Raw genomic sequence first — 15857 nt, 5'->3', positions numbered from 1 at the left:
CGTCGCTTGTGTCATAAGCAGTCGCTTGTTGGCGTGGGGGCATGTCTTCACCGATACAAATTCCGGCCGTGGCCTCGGACCTCTCGGCCAAAGAACGCGCCGCCTACCTGGCCCCCACCCTCTCGGCTCTGGCCGACGAGAACCGTCTGACAATCGTGCTGTGCCTCGCCGATGGCGCCAAGACGAACAAGCAGCTGCAGGAGGCCACCGGCCTCAGCCAGGCACTGGTCAGCCACCACGTCTCCGCCCTGCTCAAAGCGGAACTGATCGAAGTGGCCCCGCAGGGCCGGTCGAACCTCATCTCGATCTGCTGCGAACAGTTGGCCGCCCCAGTCCAACGGCTGGCCCACCTTGCAACCCTGACTCCCGCCGGACAGCGAGCCTGCTGCACCGAGGCCGAGATCCCGGCACGCAGTGTGGTGACCGATGCTGACTGACACGCTCGGCACCTTCGCACTGCTGCTGGGCGAGCTGCTGGCCCTCTTCCTCGTCGTCTCGACCGTCGTCGCGCTGATCAACCGGCGATTCGGCCCGGAGAAGATGCGCGACTGGATGAGCAGCGGGAAAGTCCCCGGACCCATCAAGGGACTACTTTTGGGGGCGGTGACTCCATTCTGCTCCTGCTCGACACTGCCGATGCTGGTCGGAATGCTCAACGCCGGGGTCGCCTTCCAGACAGCGATGACCTACCTCATCGCCTCACCGCTGCTCAACCCGATCATCGTCGGCGGCATCGGAATCATCTTCGGGTGGACGACCGCCATCGTCTACACGCTCTTCACCCTGGCCGTCTCACTGCTCGCCCCGTGGGTATGGCGCGGCCTGGGCCTGGAGAAGGCGCTCAAGCGCGTGCGCGTACAGGGCGAGAAGACGCCCGAGCCGTGGAAAGGAATGCGCGACGAGATGCCCGGAGCGCTCCGCCAAGCCTGGACCGATCTGCGCCCCCTGCTTGTGCCCATGCTCATCGGCGTGGCGATCGGAGCCGCGATCTACGAGTTCGTCCCCGAGGATCAGCTGACCGCCTTCGCCGGAGCCAACATCTGGTGGGCGGTGCCCCTCGCGGCGATCATCGGCATCCCACTTTACATCCGCTTGGAGACCATGCTCCCGATCGGGCTGGCCCTCCAGTCCGCCGGTGTGGCCCTCGGCCCGATCTTCGCCCTGATGATCGGCGGGGCCGGGGCCTCCCCGCCAGAGGTCTCGATGCTCACGGCGGTCTTCAAGCCACGGCTTCTCGTGACATTCGTCGTTACCATCCTGGCCGTCGCGATCGCCGGCGGCTACATCCTCACGATCACAGCCTGATCCCGACAACTGTCCCCGTAAACCCACCACAGGAAAAGAACCACCATGGGACTGAAGGACCTGTTCACCGGACGCTCGAAGAACGAGCAGTCGGACTGCTGCAACGTCGAGATCGTCCCGGCCGACGAAGACGATAAGCAGCAGAACACCAACACTGAAGCACCTCGGCAGGCAGACATGAGCTGCTGCCAGGACGCCAAGACAGAAGGCTGATCCTTCCCACGGAACTTCGATGCTGTGTCATAGGAACAGCCACGAGGGCCTCGCCACTGGCGAGGCCCTCGCCGTGTGCGCAATCCAACCCTTCGACCATGCCACGCTGCTCGCCACCGATACCGCACAGACCTCGGCTGCAGTGAGCACGACGAGATGTGGCGACACCTGCCCGATCTTCCCCGGCAAACGCTACGAGGACTGGCAGTTGAACAACCCCGCAGGACTTGAGCTCGACGCGGTGCACCCCATCCATAACGAGATCGGATCCCGCATCCGCGACCTCATCACCGAACTCACCTGACCCAAGATCACGACCGGCCCAGCGCACCTGCCGAGCATGGACCTCTCCCTCTTCACCGATAGCCCCGGCCGGCCCTGGCCGGGGCTATTCCGTCATCTCCATCATCGGACCCTGCCGGTGATCCTGCGCGCCTCGTCCTCATGACGAAGCGCCTCGTTCTCGAGCTGCTTGCCCAGCGCCCGCAGCATGTCGACCCGCTCCATCCGCTCGTCGTACGAGAACCCGCTGCACCTGGCGGAGGAGGCCGCGGCCCTGGACCTGCTCTCCGACGGCCGGGTGGCCCTGGGGGTGTCCCGGGGATCCCCCGAGCCGGCCCTGCGCGGCTGGGAGACCTTCGGATACACGGGGTCGAAGGATCCCCGCGGGGCGGACCTGGCCCGGGCGAAGTTCGACCTCTTCCTGCGCGCGGTGCGCGGGGAGGCCCTGGCCACGGCGGACCCGGAGCAGTACGGGCCCGGTCGGAAGCTGGCGGTGGAGCCGCATTCCCCGGGGCTGGATCGGCGCATCTGGTGGGGCGCAGGCTCCCGGGACACCGCCGAGCAGGCCGGGCGCATGGGGGTCAACCTGATGAGCTCGACCCTGCTCACCGAGGCCACCGGCGACGCCTTCGGGGACCTGCAGGCCGAGCAGATCCAGCGCTACCGGGCCGCCTGGAAGGAGGCCGGACACGAGGGCAGCCCCCGGGTGTCCGTCTCCCGGTCGGTGTTCCCGGTGGTGGATCAGCGGGACCGGATGCTGTTCGGCGCCGGGGGCACGGACGGGGACCAGATCGGCATCATCGACGGGTACCGCGCAACCTTCGGCCGCACCTACGCGGGCGCGCCGGATGAGCTGGTCGCGCAGCTGAAGAACGACGCCGCCGTGCAGGCCGCGGACACCCTGATGCTCACGATCCCCTCGCAGATCGGGGTGGACCTGAACGTGCACATCCTGCGGAACTTCGCCGAGCACGTGGCCCCCGCCCTGGGCTGGCAGCCCAACACCGAGGGCCCGGTGCAGGGGGAGCCGCTGGCGTAGGGGCTCCTCTCAGGGGCTCTTCCGTTTCGGGAGCCGTCCGGTGTTTCGGGAGCACTCGCAGTGCTCCCGAGACACCGCACGGCTCCCATATCGCCGGAGCGTCGCCGGAGGGTCGCCCAGCGATCGCCGGAGGGCTCGGCGGGCGGGGCGTGAAAGGATCGGAGCCATGCGCTTGATCCTCGTCCGCCACGGGCAGACCCCCTCCAACATCCACGGTCTTCTGGACACCGACGCCCCCGGTCCCGGTCTCACCGAGCTGGGTCTCGCGCAGGCCGAGGCCGTCCCCGACGCGCTCGCACAGCAGCCGGTGGACCGGATCTTCGTCTCCACCCTGGTGCGCACCCACCTCACGGCCGCTCCGCTGGTGCGCGTGCGCGGCATCGACCCCGTGGAGCTGGACGGCTTCCGGGAGGTGCAGGCCGGGGACCTGGAGGGGACGAACACCCCGCAGAACCAGCGCACCTACATCGGCACCGCCTTCGCCTGGGCCCGCGGGGACCGAGAGCTGGCGATACCGGGCGGGCCCACGGGCGCGCAGTTCTTCGCCCGGTACGACGACGCCGCGGCCCGCGCCGCGCACGCCGTCGGCCCCGAGGGCACGGCAGCGGTGTTCTCCCACGGCGCGGCGATCCGCTGCTGGTCCTCCGCCCGGATCCGCGGTCTGGACGTGGCGCAGATGGAGGACACCCCGCTGGCCAACACCGGGTACGTGATCGCCGAGGGGGACCCGCGGGGCGGCTGGGATCTCGTGGAATTCCACAACGCCCCGGCCGGCGGTGAGGCCCTGGCGGTTGCCACCCCCGCGGGGGACCCCACCGGCGCCCAGGGCTGACCCCGCCCACCCGCAGCCCCGCCCGCGCACCCTAGCCCGGCTTCGGGAGGGGTTTCGGTGTCTGGGAGCGTCCTCGAGGCTCCCAGACGTCGAAACCCCTCCCACACCAGGCAGGACGGGGTCAGGGGGGGGCGGCCGGGCGGCGGGAGTCAGGACAGCGGGAGGGTCTCCAGGCGCACACAGACCACCGCGGTGTCGTCGTCGACGGCGGGGGCCTGCCGGCCGCGGGCGGTGAAGGGACCGGTGAACTCGGGCGAGGTCCAGAATCGCTCGTGGGCGGTGCGCCAGTCGGCGAGATCCCGGAAGCCCTCTCCCTCCCCGAGCGCGTGCTCCAGCGGCACCCGCGCCAGGGGAAGCACCCGGACCCCGGTGATCCGGGTCAGGCACACCGGGGCGCCGGAGGAGTCCACCACCCGCTCCAGGTCTCCGATGCGGGGCAGCGGCTCATCCTCCAGCTCGTACTCCGCGAGCAGCGAGGTGGTCGTCGTCTTCTCCCCGGAGAGGATCGCGGCCACCAGCCGATCCCTCAGGGGGCCGGGGAAGCCGTAGTCGGCGTCGGGGATCGCTGGAGTGTCCATGCGGTGAGCCTACCCACCGTCCGTCACCCGGCTTCGGGAGGGGTTCGGTGTCTGGGAGCGTCCTCGAGGCTCCCAGACGTCGAAACCCCTCCCCAACGCGCTTGGCCGCCGGCGGTAGGGGGCGGCGCACAGGAGCGCCACAGGTGCGGCCGGTGCGGCGCACACGCCCGGGCGCCACCGTGGAGGAAGTTCCCGCTTCCGAAACCCCGTGCAAGGAGACCCTCGTGGCCACCCAGTCCTTCCCGGAGCGTCCCGCCCGATCCTCCCGGATCGCGCGCTCGCGCCGCCTCCGATACGACGCCGCGCCGGGCGGTGCCCGCTCCACCGGGCCGCACCCCACCACCGATCGCCCCGACCAGGCCCACCCCGTCCAGACCCGCTTCGCCGGTTCCACCTCCTCCGGTCGGTTCCGCTCCGGGTCCCGTCGTCGGCGCCACGACGACGTCGTCGAACCTCCCACCGCCACCACCGCGCGGGTCCGCTGGTCCTGGCCCGCCTGGCTGCTGCTGGCGCTCACGGCCGCCGCCTACCTGTGGAACCTGGGCGCCAACGGGTGGGGCAACGGCTTCTACGCCGCGGCCGCGCAGGCGGGGGCGGACAACTGGGAGGCCTTCCTGTTCGGATCCTCGGACATCGGCAACTCCATCACCGTGGACAAGCCGCCGGCCTCCCTGTGGCCGATGGCGCTGTCGGTGAAGCTGTTCGGTCTGTCCACCTGGTCCCTGATGGTCCCCGAGGTGCTCATGGGGGTCGCCTCGGTGGCGCTGGTGTACGCCTCGGTGGCGCGCGCCGTCGGGCGCGGACCGGGGCTGCTGGCCGGATACGCGCTGGCGGCCACCCCGGTGGCGGCCCTGATGTTCCGCTACGACAACCCGGAGGCCCTGCTCCTGCTGCTGATGTCGCTGGCGGCCTACGCGACCGTCCGGGCCATCGACTCGGGGCGGATCCGCTGGATGGCGCTGTGCGGCGCGGCCCTGGGCTTCGCGTTCCTCACCAAGCAGCTGCAGGGTCTGCTGGTGGTCCCGGGCTTCGGCCTGGCGTACCTGGTGCTGGCCCGCGGCACGGTGCGACGCCGGCTGGCAGGGCTCGGGGCGGCGCTCGCGGCCCTGGTGGTCGCGGCGGGCTGGTGGGTCGCGCTGGTGATGCTCACCCCGGCGTCGGACCGGCCGTACATCGGTGGGTCGCAGACCAACAGCTTCTGGGACCTGACCTTCGGGTACAACGGCCTGGGGCGGATCTCCGGGGAGGAGACCGGGTCGGTCGGCGGGGGCGCTACCGCCAGCCCCACGATGTTCCGGATGTTCGACTCCTCCTTCGGCGGGCAGATCTCCTGGCTGATGCCGGCCGCGATCATCCTCACCGCGGCGGCCCTGTGGATCACCCGGCGGGCCGCCCGCACCGACCGACGCCGCGCGACGCTGGTGGTGTGGGGCTCGTGGTTCCTCACCACCTGGGTGGTGTTCTCGATCATGCAGGGCGTCCAGCACGCCTACTACTCGGTGGCCCTGGCCCCGGCGATCGCCGCGATGATCGGCACGGGTGCCGCGATCGTGTGGGATGCCGCGCGGGCCGAGCGGTGGTTCGCCCGCGACGTCGCCGACACCTCGGCAGGGATGAGCGTGACGGGTGTCCCGGAGGAGGAGATCGCGGTGGATCCGCAGACGGCCCCGCTGCACCGGGCCGACGTCGGGCAGGCCCCGCGGCGGGAGGCGCCCGAGCGGGTCGGCAGCTGGCGGGAGGCCCTGGCCGGGGGCACGTGGCAGTTCGCGGTGCTGGGGTTCTGCACGGCGATCACGGGGGTCTGGGCCTTCGTGCTGCTGGGCCGGGACGGGTACCTGCCGCTGCTGCGCTGGATGATCCTGTTCCTCGCCCTGATCAGCGGGGCGGCCCTGGCCTTCGGGGCGCAGCTGCACCGGCAGCTGCTGGGTCTGGCGGTGGCCGGGGCGGTGCTGGCCTCCCTGGCCGGGCCCACGGCGTATACGGCCGCCACGCTGAGCACCGGACACACCGGGTCCATCATCACTGCCGGGCCTGGTGGCGGCGGGATGGGCGCCCCCGGCGGTGGCGGCGGTGGCGGTGCCGCGGCGGGCGGTGGCCCCGGGGGATCCGGCGGCGGCAGCGGCGCCGGGGGAACCGGTGGAGCCGGTGGCAATGGCGGCGGCAGCGCCGGTGCGGCGGGATCCGGGCAGACGAGCGCGGGCGCGTCGGGTGCGGGCCAGGGCGCAGCCTCCACCGCGGAGGACGCGACCCAACCGGGCGCCGCGGGCGGTGCCGGCGGCGGGATGGGCGGCGTCGGGCTGATGCTGAACACCTCCGAGCCCAGCGACGAGCTGATCAGCTACCTCTCCCAGGACGCGGACCGCTACCAGTGGATGCTGGCGGTGGTCGGCTCCAACAACGCCGCCGGGTACCAGCTGGCCTCGGGGGAGTCCGTGATGCCGGTCGGCGGGTACAACGGGACGGACCCCGCCCCCACCCTGGAGGAGTTCCAGAAGCTCGTGGCCCAGGGGAAGATCCACTACTACATCGCCGGGACCATCAGCTCCGGGATGGGCGGATCCTCCAGCGGGTCGGACGCGGCCGAGCAGATCGACGAGTGGGTGCAGGCCCATTTCACCTCGACGACGGTGGACGGCACCACGGTCTACGACCTCACCGACGCCACGCAGGCCGGGTCATGACCCCCTGACCCCGTCCGCGACGCGGGTTGGGGAGCGGTTTCGGTGTCTGGGAGCGCTGAGAACACTCCCAGACACCGAAACCGCTCCCATAGAGGCACTGGGCAACGGTTTGGGGGCCGGATCAGCTTCTGACGGCTCGGGTGTTGTGAGTGGTCAGGTCGTACTCCAGGGACCAGCCCTTGGAGAAGTCCTGCCGCATGGTGTTGCCGCTGCGGTATTCGTCGCTCACGGGCCAGCCGTACTTCCCGGTCTCACGGCCGCCGGCGGCCCAGGAGGCCCCGATGGCGCCGTACTGCTTGATGGCGTGCGCCCCGCGCTGCGGGGTCCACATGACCAGGGTGGACTTCCACTGGCCGTCGAGGGATCGGTAGAACTGGTAGGCCCCGGTATCTCCGATCCGCTTCTCCTGTGAGACGGGCATTCCCAGGCCGCTCTGGGCGCCGTGGGAGGTCCAGTACTTCCCGATGTTGTAACGGCGCTCCACCGTGAAGGTCCCCGTGCCGGACTTCCAGAAGGCGATGGGCTTCTTCCCGTCATCGAACCACTTGTCGAAGGACTGGTACCGCGCTCCGGCACCGGCGCTTGCTTCCTCGGAGTCGGGATACCCCCACCCGTTCTCCCATCCCGCCGCGGCGAAGGCATTGGGGATGGCGCTGCCCCATCTGAGGCTGTGCGCTCCGGTGCGCTGCGTCCAGTAGATGCCATACCCGTTGGCGTAGTTCTGGGTGCGGCCCCCGTTGGTGACGCTGAGCTCGTTCATGGTCGGAGCCCCGAAGCGGGCGGCTCCTCCGTTCGCGTCGTAGAAGCGCTTGATGTTGCCCTCAAGGCGATACTGCGGGGTGACGGCGGCGACGGCCGCCCGGGCATCCACCGTGCGGTACCCGGCGTTGTAGGTGCCCGTGGAGTACAGGATGCTGCGGATCTGCTCGACGCTCAGGCTCGGATTGCGCTCCTTCATCAGGGCGATCACCCCGGTGATGTGGGGCGCGGCCATCGAGGTCCCGTTCATGTAGCGGTAGGAGGCGGCGCCGGGCTGAGACCACCCGTTGTTCCAGGTGGAGAAGACCTGTCCTGCTCCCACGGCCCCGCCGGGAGCCATGATGTCCAGCATGGAACCCCAGTTCGAGTAGCCGGTGATGATGTCGTTCGTGGTCGTCGCGCCGACGACGATCGCGCCGAGGCAGTTGGACGGGGTGGCGTAGTCGGCGTTGGTCCCGGTGTTGCCGGCCGCGACGACCACGGGCACATTGCGCGCGTGGGCGGAGTCGATCGCGTTCTTCATGATCTGCGGGCAGGTGCCTGAGGGCCAGGAGATGGAGGCGTTGATGACGCCCGACGGGTTGGGGTTCCGGGGCACCCCGGGGACGGTGCCTCCGGAGAGCCAGACGATGGAGTCGGCGATGTCCGACTGGTAGCCGCTGGCCCCGGTCCCGAGAGAACGTGCCATGGAGATCCTGGCGTCGGGGGCGACCCCGGCGATCCCCAGGCCGTTGTTGGTCTTGGCCGCAGCGATGCCGGCGACGTGGGTGCCGTGCCAGTTCTCGCTGCTGTTGAGAACACCGGGATCGGTGGGGTCCCCATCCCGCCCGCCGGTGCCGTCCCGGTCGTAGTCTCCGCTGACGAAGTCGTAGCCGGTGCCCGTCTTGCCGCTGAATTCCGGGTGGGAGGTGATGCCGGTGTCCGTGATCCCGATGGTCACGTTCTTCCCTGTCGCCAGCTTCCAGGCCGCGGGGACATCGATATCCCGGAGGTTCCACTGGGAGGAGAAGTAGGAGTCCGACGGGTTGTCCTGCCAGGCGGCGGTGGCGCGGTGCACGATGGTGTCCGGTTCGGCGGAGACGACGGCGGGATCAGCCTGCAGGTCTCGCACCACGCTCTTCTGCTCGGTGGGGGTCAGCTTCTCCGCCGAGGCGACGACGGTCTGTCCGGTGGCGGTCTCCTTGATCTCCTTGGCGTCCCGCAGCGGCTGGGATTCGGCGTCGGTCTCGGCGATGACGCGCTGCTTCGTCGCATCATCCACCCCATCGGCGAAGTCCACGAGGATCCGGTCCGTATCCGGTTCAGTGCTGGCCTGCTCGGCTTTGCCCGTACCTTCGGCGGTGCGGGCCAGTGTGGGCCCCGACGTGTCGGACTGGGCGGTCTGCGCCGAGGGGATCGGCCCGCTCGGCGGGGCCGCATCGGCTGCTGGCGCGCCCGCACCGAGCAGCAGGGCGGCGCTGATGGTCAGGGCGAGCCAGGGACGTGATGGGGTGCAAGATCTCAAGGTGCGGTTCCTCGGCGGGGTGATCGACGATTCTGTGGGAGTGGTTTCGGTGTTTGGGAGCGTTCTCGAGGCTCCCAAACGCCGAAACCCCTCCCCAACGCGGCGGGAGCGGCCGCGGGGAAGGGGAGGGGCCAGTCAGCTGACGCGGAAGGGGTCCAGGTAGGACGGAGCGGCCTCGCGCGGGGATCCCGACGAGCGGCGGGACTCGGCGTCCGGCCCCGGCTCTGCGGCAGAAGGGCCCGACCCGCGATCGGCGTCACCGGCCGGCGTCGTCGGTGCGGCGGGGGCGGGCAGGTCGAAGGGGGAGCCGGTCTGATCCGCGGGGCGCCGGGTGCGGCCGGTGGCCTGCGGCGGCAGGAAGCCGACCGGGATCTGCAGGTACTCCTCGTCGTCGTGGAAGGGGAGGTAGGTGTCCGGGCCGGTCTGGATGACCCGCGGGGTGATCTTCTGGATGCACGCGACCGAGCCGCCCGCCAGGATCCAGTCACCCACCTGCAGCTGCTCGCCGCGCACCGACTGGGCCCCGGCCTCGCGCAGGGCATGGCGGAGGTCCTGGACAGGAGTGGGATTCATGCGCCCATCCTTTCACACCCGCCCGACGTCGAACACCGGATTCGGCCCCGCCGCTCAGTCCAGCGGGCCCCGCCCGTCGGGCCGGTGCGGATCCCCGGAGCGGACCCCGCGCGTGCCCCCGGCCGGACCCGGGCGCAGACCCTCCCGGTCGGTAACCGCCCGACGACGATCGGCCGGATCCGAGCCCTCCTCGGGGGAGGCGTCCCCGGCGTCGTCCCCGGCCTGCTGGACCACCACCCGCGGGATCGCCCCGGTGGGGATGTAGGTGGCCGCCCCAGCGGCCGCCGTGGCCACGGTCGTCTCGCCCTCCGGGACCACCTCGGCCGAGGCGGAGCGGGGCATGTGGGTGTTGGCCCACATCCCGAACAGCAGCACGGCCACCGCACACGCCATCGAGATCCACAGCCACGGGGTGAACTGGCCGCGGTAGTACAGGGAGAAGAACGCCCCGCCCATGAACCCGCCGGACAGGCAGGCGAACACGGGCACCCAGGCGTAGTACCAGCGGGAGGAGCCCTTCCCGTGGATGGGCAGGATCGCGTGCATGATCCGCGGGCCGAGATCGCGCGCCGGGTTCAGCGCGTACCCGGTCTGCCCGCCCAGCCCGACGACCAGCACCGCGACCATGAACCCGTAGGCCAGGGGCTTGAGGACGTCGTTGAGGTTCAGGGTCAGCGCGGAGCCCTCCAGACCCGGGGTGAAGTTTACGCCGGTGTACAGAGCGGAGAACACCAGCATGAAGGTGCCAATCATCTCCGACAGGGAGTTGGTGAAGTAGTTGTGGATCGCCGGGACCGTGGCGAACACGCCGAGCTTGATCTTGGGGTCCGCGGTGGCCTTCCAGTGCGGCAGGTAGTTCAGGAAGACGAAGCCGGCCCCGACCATGGCCCCGCCGAGCTGGGCGAGCATGTACCCGGGCACGCGGGCCCACGGGAACTCGCCGTAGGCGGCCAGGCCCAGGGTCACGGCGGGGTTCAGGTGCCCGCCGGAGTAGTGGTGGGAGGCGTACACGCCGAAGGCGACGGCGAAGCCCCAGCCGAAGGCGATGGTGAAGAAGTTGTCCCCGTGCCCCTTGGAGCGGCGCAGCTCCACGGTGGCGATGGCGCCGCAGCCGATGATGCACATGATCATCGTGCCGAGGAACTCGGCGGCGTAGGGATTGATCTCGTACATCGCGGACCTCCGGAACCCCCACGTGTGGGGTCATGTGGCTTCGAGTGGGAATGATTGCCTATATCCAATCACCGCCGCCCAGGCCGCTCAACACGCCACGCGATTGTGACCCCGGATCTCGCTCACTTCCGCCGGGCGCGCTCCAGCACGGCCAGCAGGTAGTCCTGGCAGGCCTCGATCTGCTCCAAGGCCACCCACTCGTTCGCGGTGTGCGCCTGGGTGATCGAGCCTGGCCCGCACACGATCGCGGGGATCCCGGCCTCGAAGTACTGCCCGGCCTCCGTGCCGTAGGAGACGTACGGGACCTCCCCGCCGCCGTCGAGCACCGCGCCCAGCTCCCGGGCCAGCTCCACCACGGGCGCCTCGGGGGACTCGTTCAGGGCGGGCACGTTCGCCAGCACCTCGTGCTCGGTGCCCACCCGGGCCAGGGCCTGCTCATCGGCCCCGCCCAGCTCCCGCACCCGGTGCGCCTCCTCGGCCAGGGCCGGCTCGATCTGCTCGTCCAGGAAGGTCTGGATGCGGGCGCGCAGATCCTCCGGATCGGTAGCGGGCACGATGCGCAGGTCGTACTCCAGCGTCACCTCCTCGGCGACGATGTTGTGGGCTGCGCCGCCGCGGATCACGTTGACCCCGCCGGTGGTCCAGGGGATGTTGAAGCCCTCGGCCTGGGGGCCGTCGGTGCGCTCGCGCTCCACGAGGTCGTCGAAGAACGCGATGAACCGGGCGGCGGCGGAGACCGCGTTGATGCCGTACGGGGCCAGGGAGGAGTGCTTGGGCACCCCGTGGAAGGTCACCTTCCCGCGGAAGGGCGCCTTGTGGGCGACGACGATGTTCATCAGCGTCGGCTCCCCGACCAGGGCGAAGTCCGGGCGGATGCCGCGCTCGGCCAGGTCCGCGATCAGCCGCGGGGCCCCGAGGCAGCCGGGCTCCTCGTCGTAGGTGAAGGCGAAGTGCAGCGGCTCGGCCAGCTCGGCCTCGGCCGCCTGACCGAGCAGCCACAGCATCACCCCGACGTAGCTCTTCATGTCCGCGGCACCCCGGGCGTACAGCCGCCCGTCGCGGATCACCGGCTCGAAGGGATCGGTGTCCCACGGCTGACCCTGCACCGGCACGACGTCGGTGTGCCCGGACAGCAGCACGCCCCCGGAGGTGGCGCCGTCCGCGGCGGACACGGTGATGAGCAGGTTGGCGCGGTTGTGCTCGTCGGCCCAGGTCAGGTGCGCGGTGAGCCCGAGGCGCTCGGCTTCGGCGCGGATGAGTTCCAGCAGGGCCTCGTCGGACTCGTAGGAGACGGTGGGGATGCGCAGCAGGCGCTCGATCCAGGGCCAGGCGGCCGGCAGTCCGGTCTTCTCGGTGCCGGCGGTCTCGGGGGCGGAGTTCTCAGGAGTGGGGTTCTCGGGGGTGGGTGTGGTGGCGGAGGTGTCCTGGGTCATGCGCCCACTCTAAGGTCCCGCACCGCCGGGCGCCCAGGATCGGACCGCTCGGGCGAGACGCGGGGTCATCCGACGGGAACGGGCTGCCGCGTCCTTCCGCGTTCCTCTTGGGGGGGGTGGAACGGTCCCGGGGAGCGGCACGATGCTCGACGCCGTCGACATTGGGGGGACACGACGGCGGAGCGCACGCGTCCTGGGGGAAGGACACGGCAACCCTGTGTATGAAGACTACCTCATATACACAGGTCAACACCGGATGTGACACACAGATGTCGCGGTGTTGAGCGGAGATCGGGGGGATCGCCCCGGAATCCCCGGTGGGCACCGCCGCCGCAGCGGACCCCCCCAACCGGCGCACCGGCGAGACGGGGTGCGCGCCCGGCCCGCGAGAGTTAGACAATCGAAGGCGATGAACACCACCATAGAACAGCCCCTGTACATCGTCGTGATGGGCGTGTCCGGCACCGGGAAGACCTCCGTGGCCCAGCAGCTGGCCGAGCGCCTGGGGGTCGGCTTCGTCGAAGGCGACGACCTGCACCCCGAGGCCAACCGGGCCAAGATGGCCGCCGGCCACCCGCTGACCGACGAGGACCGCTGGCCCTGGCTGGCCCGGATCGTGGAGCGGATGCAGGAATCCGCCGCCACCGGCCGCGGCCTGGTCATCACCTGCTCCGCGCTGAAGCGCGCCTACCGGGACATCCTCGCGGACAACGGCGCAGTGACGGTCTTCGCGCACCTGCAGGGCCCGCACGACGTCGTGGCCCAGCGCCTGGCCGAGCGCTCCGGGCACTTCTTCCCCACCTCCCTGCTGGACTCGCAGTTCCAGACCCTGCAGCCGCTGCAGGAGGATGAGCCCGGGTTCACCGTGGACATCCGGGAGACCGTGGAGCAGGAGGTCCAGGACATCCTGGACACCCTCCCCGATTTCCTGCTGCGCCTGGCCGAGCGCCGCGCCTAGCCCGCACCCTGGGGCGCCGCGCCGCGCCCGCCCCTGAAGCTGCCGACGTCGATCCCTGGGGCCCGACGCCGGGACCGCGCGCCAAGCGCACCCTCCCCATCCCCTCTCACCGAAGCAGGTACCCCATGGAGATCGAAGGCTGGAGCCAGACGCTCACCGCCGGCCCCCTCCTGGCCATCGCCGCGGGCGCCATCGTGGTGCTCCTCGTGCTGATCGTCAGATTCAAGATGCACGCCTTCCCGGCCCTGATCCTGGTGAGCCTGCTGACCGCCGTCGCCACGGGGATCCCGCTGGGGCAGGTCGTGAAGGTCATGACCAACGGCTTCGGCACCACCCTGGGCAGCGTGGCCCTGCTGGTGGGCCTGGGTGCGATGCTCGGGGCCCTGCTGGAGGTCTCCGGCGGCGCCCAGGTGCTGGCGCACAAGATGATCAGCGTATTCGGGGAGGACCGGGCGCCCCTGGCCCTGGGCGTGGCCTCCCTGCTGTTCGGCTTCCCCATCTTCTTCGACGCCGGCCTGGTGGTCGTGCTGCCGGTGGTCTTCTCCGTGGCCCGCTGGGTGGGCGGATCGATGCTGTTCTACGGCCTGCCCGCCGTCGGCGCGTTCTCGGTGATGCACGTGTTCGTGCCGCCGCACCCGGGCCCGGTCACCGCGGCCACCCTGTTCAGCGCGAACGTGGGCACGGTGCTGCTGGTGGGTCTGGTCGTCGCGATCCCCACCTGGTACCTGGCCGTGTACCTGTTCTCCAAGGTCATCGGGCGGCGGATCGACCTGCCGGTGCCCAGCGTCTTCGGGGACCAGGAGGTCCACGACCCCCAGAATCCGCCGAAGTGGCAGACCGTGGTGGCGCTGCTGCTGCTGCCGATGCTGCTGATCTTCCTCAACACCGGACTGACCACCCTGGCCAAGTCCGGGGTGATCGATGAGGCCACGAGCGGCACCGAGCGGTTCCAGGGCCTGGTGCTGCTGGGGGAGACGCCGGTGGCGCTGCTGATCACGCTGATCGTCGCGGCCTTCGTGCTGGGGCGGCGCCTGGGCACCGAGCACGGCGGGGTGCAGTCCATCATGGAGGGCGCCCTGCCCCCGGTGTGCTCGGTCATCCTCATCACCGGGGCCGGCGGGATGTTCGGCGGGGTGCTGCGCACCTCCGGGATCGGCGCCTCCCTGACCGAGGTGCTGGGCGGGTGGGGCATCCCGCTGATCTTCGCCGGGTTCCTCATCTCCGCGATCCTGCGGGTGGCCCAGGGTTCGGCCACCGTGGCCCTGACCACCACGGCCGGGCTGATCTCCGACGGCGTGGCCTCCGCCGGGTACAACGACGTGCAGCTGGCGACCCTGGTGGTCGCGGTGGCCGCCGGGTCCGTGGTGCTCTCCCACTTCAACGACTCCGGGTTCTGGCTGGTGGGCCGGTTCTTCCAGATGGACGTGAAGACCACCTTCAAGACGTGGACGGTGCTGGAGACGCTGATCGGCGTCATCGGCTTCGCGGTGGCCGCGGTGATCTTCTACGCCGGGGCGCTGCTGTAGCCCCTTCCCCGGCGCACAACGGGAGATGCGTGACATTCCTGGGCATGACACGTCCCGGAATGCAGCGCATCTCCCGTTCTGCGATGGGGCCGGTCTGGGAGGATGGAGCCCATGGGTGACGAGCAGGTGGACGGTCTCAGCGAGGCCGCGCAGAACTCCCTGAAGACCATCTGGTCCCTGGGTGAGTGGAGCGAGGAGCCGGTGACCGCCGCGGCCCTGGCCGAGGCCCTCGGGTTGCGCCGCTCCACCGTCTCCGACGGGCTCAAGAGGCTGCGCGGGCAGGGCCTGGTGGAGCACGCCCCCTACGGGACGGTGCGCCTGACCGAGACCGGGCGGGCCACCGCGCTGGTGATGGTGCGCCGGCACCGGCTCATCGAGACCTTCCTGGTGCGCACCCTGGGCTACCGCTGGGACCAGGTCCACGACGAGGCCGAGGCGCTGGAGCACGCCGTCTCGGACTTCATGGTGGAGCGGATGGCGGCCGTGCTGGGCCACCCGGAGCGGGACCCGCACGGGGACCCCATCCCCGCCGCCGACGGCACCGTCACCCGCCCCGACGCCCGGCCCCTGCCCGAGCTGCTGGCCGATCCCTCGGCGCGGCGTCGCCGGGAGGCCGCGGACGGGCTGAGCGTGACCGTCGCGCGCATCTCCGACGCCGACCCGGCCGTGCTGCGGGACCTGGCCGCAGCGGGCATCGGGGTGGGCACCCGGATGCGCGTGCCGAGCGCACCGGAGGCGGGCGGCGTCGATGATGCCGACGCCGCGGGCCGGCACGCGGATGACCGCCCGGGCGCCGTCGCCGTCCGGTTGGCGGCCGACGCCGGGCGGCACCGCACGCTCGCGCGGGAGGCCGCGGCCGCCCTCTACGTCTCGCTGAGCTGATCCGACACGCGCCCGACGCCCCAGCGCCGGTGTCTCACCCCCGCCGGGGGCGGTTCGGGAGTCTTCCGGTGTTCCGGGAGCACGCGGAGCGCTCCCGAACCCCCGCGAGGCTCCAGAAA

15 protein-coding genes are annotated in these 15857 nt (G+C 70.9%); 10 read left to right on the top strand and 5 right to left on the bottom strand.

What is annotated here, in order from left to right:
- Positions 1–41 precede the first annotated feature (41 nt).
- The 6 genes from NQ707_RS07865 to NQ707_RS07840 all read left to right on the top strand — a co-directional run bounded on the left by NQ707_RS07865 (position 42) and on the right by NQ707_RS07840 (position 3671).
- Positions 42–437: a helix-turn-helix transcriptional regulator gene (locus NQ707_RS07865; protein WP_075514596.1), complete on the top strand. Its 396-nt coding sequence runs from the start codon at positions 42–44 to the stop codon at positions 435–437.
- The gene (locus tag NQ707_RS07860) at positions 427–1305 is read left to right on the top strand and encodes a permease (protein WP_061225174.1); all 879 of its coding nucleotides are present in this window, start codon (positions 427–429) and stop codon (positions 1303–1305) included. The genes NQ707_RS07865 and NQ707_RS07860 overlap by 11 nt, the downstream gene beginning before the upstream one ends.
- Positions 1306–1350: 45 nt before the next feature.
- On the top strand, positions 1351–1518 hold the full coding sequence (locus NQ707_RS07855; RefSeq protein WP_165590097.1) for a hypothetical protein: 168 nt from the start codon (positions 1351–1353) through the stop codon (positions 1516–1518).
- Positions 1519–1591: 73 nt separating this feature from the next.
- Positions 1592–1822: a hypothetical protein gene (locus NQ707_RS07850; RefSeq protein ID WP_174520361.1), complete on the top strand. Its 231-nt coding sequence runs from the start codon at positions 1592–1594 to the stop codon at positions 1820–1822.
- A 186-nt stretch (positions 1823–2008) separates the two neighbouring features.
- The gene (locus NQ707_RS07845; RefSeq protein WP_270240975.1) at positions 2009–2839 is read left to right on the top strand and encodes an LLM class flavin-dependent oxidoreductase; all 831 of its coding nucleotides are present in this window, start codon (positions 2009–2011) and stop codon (positions 2837–2839) included.
- Between the two features lie 166 nt (positions 2840–3005).
- Positions 3006–3671 carry a histidine phosphatase family protein gene (locus tag NQ707_RS07840; protein ID WP_404435348.1) on the top strand — a complete coding sequence of 222 codons (666 nt, stop codon included), beginning with the start codon at positions 3006–3008 and terminating at the stop codon, positions 3669–3671.
- A 149-nt stretch (positions 3672–3820) separates the two neighbouring features.
- Here NQ707_RS07840 and NQ707_RS07835 read toward each other — a convergent pair whose 3' ends face one another.
- A complete protein-coding gene (locus tag NQ707_RS07835) occupies positions 3821–4249 on the bottom strand; it encodes an ASCH domain-containing protein (RefSeq protein ID WP_144937807.1) in 429 nt (142 codons plus the stop codon).
- A 224-nt stretch (positions 4250–4473) separates the two neighbouring features.
- On the opposite strand from NQ707_RS07835, the gene NQ707_RS07830 reads away from it, so the two are divergent.
- Positions 4474–6930 (top strand): ArnT family glycosyltransferase, encoded by a 2457-nt coding sequence (locus NQ707_RS07830; RefSeq protein WP_404435346.1) that lies wholly within the window; start codon positions 4474–4476, stop codon positions 6928–6930.
- Between the two features lie 121 nt (positions 6931–7051).
- Here the strand turns inward: NQ707_RS07830 and NQ707_RS07825 are convergent, their stop codons facing one another.
- The 4 genes from NQ707_RS07825 to NQ707_RS07810 all read right to left on the bottom strand — a co-directional run bounded on the left by NQ707_RS07825 (position 7052) and on the right by NQ707_RS07810 (position 12372).
- On the bottom strand, positions 7052–9193 hold the full coding sequence (locus tag NQ707_RS07825) for a S8 family serine peptidase (protein WP_131797936.1): 2142 nt from the start codon (positions 9191–9193) through the stop codon (positions 7052–7054).
- 135 nt (positions 9194–9328) lie between these two features.
- Positions 9329–9766 carry a hypothetical protein gene (locus NQ707_RS07820; RefSeq protein ID WP_058730558.1) on the bottom strand — a complete coding sequence of 146 codons (438 nt, stop codon included), beginning with the start codon at positions 9764–9766 and terminating at the stop codon, positions 9329–9331.
- Positions 9767–9820: 54 nt separating this feature from the next.
- Complete coding sequence (locus tag NQ707_RS07815) at positions 9821–10939, bottom strand: MIP/aquaporin family protein (protein ID WP_081046213.1); 1119 nt, start codon at positions 10937–10939, stop codon at positions 9821–9823.
- A 122-nt stretch (positions 10940–11061) separates the two neighbouring features.
- Positions 11062–12372: a M20/M25/M40 family metallo-hydrolase gene (locus NQ707_RS07810; protein ID WP_404435344.1), complete on the bottom strand. Its 1311-nt coding sequence runs from the start codon at positions 12370–12372 to the stop codon at positions 11062–11064.
- A 409-nt stretch (positions 12373–12781) separates the two neighbouring features.
- Here NQ707_RS07810 and NQ707_RS07805 point away from each other — a divergent pair, with 409 nt between their 5' ends.
- The 3 genes from NQ707_RS07805 (at position 12782) to NQ707_RS07795 (ending at position 15738) form a co-directional block, all read left to right on the top strand.
- Positions 12782–13330, top strand: coding sequence for a gluconokinase (locus NQ707_RS07805; RefSeq protein ID WP_404435342.1), 549 nt, complete (start codon positions 12782–12784; stop codon positions 13328–13330).
- A 125-nt stretch (positions 13331–13455) separates the two neighbouring features.
- Entirely contained in the window at positions 13456–14856 is a 1401-nt protein-coding gene (locus NQ707_RS07800) for a GntP family permease (protein ID WP_404435340.1), read from the top strand.
- Positions 14857–14967: 111 nt separating this feature from the next.
- A complete protein-coding gene (locus NQ707_RS07795) occupies positions 14968–15738 on the top strand; it encodes a metal-dependent transcriptional regulator (protein ID WP_058730563.1) in 771 nt (256 codons plus the stop codon).
- The last annotated feature ends 119 nt before the right edge of the window (positions 15739–15857 follow it).

This window comes from Rothia sp. BD8 (assembly GCF_044878465.1).
Lineage (GTDB): Bacteria > Actinomycetota > Actinomycetes > Actinomycetales > Micrococcaceae > Rothia > Rothia kristinae.
Note: the sequence above shows the minus strand (reverse complement) of the source record. Positions and strands in the feature narration are given on the sequence as shown.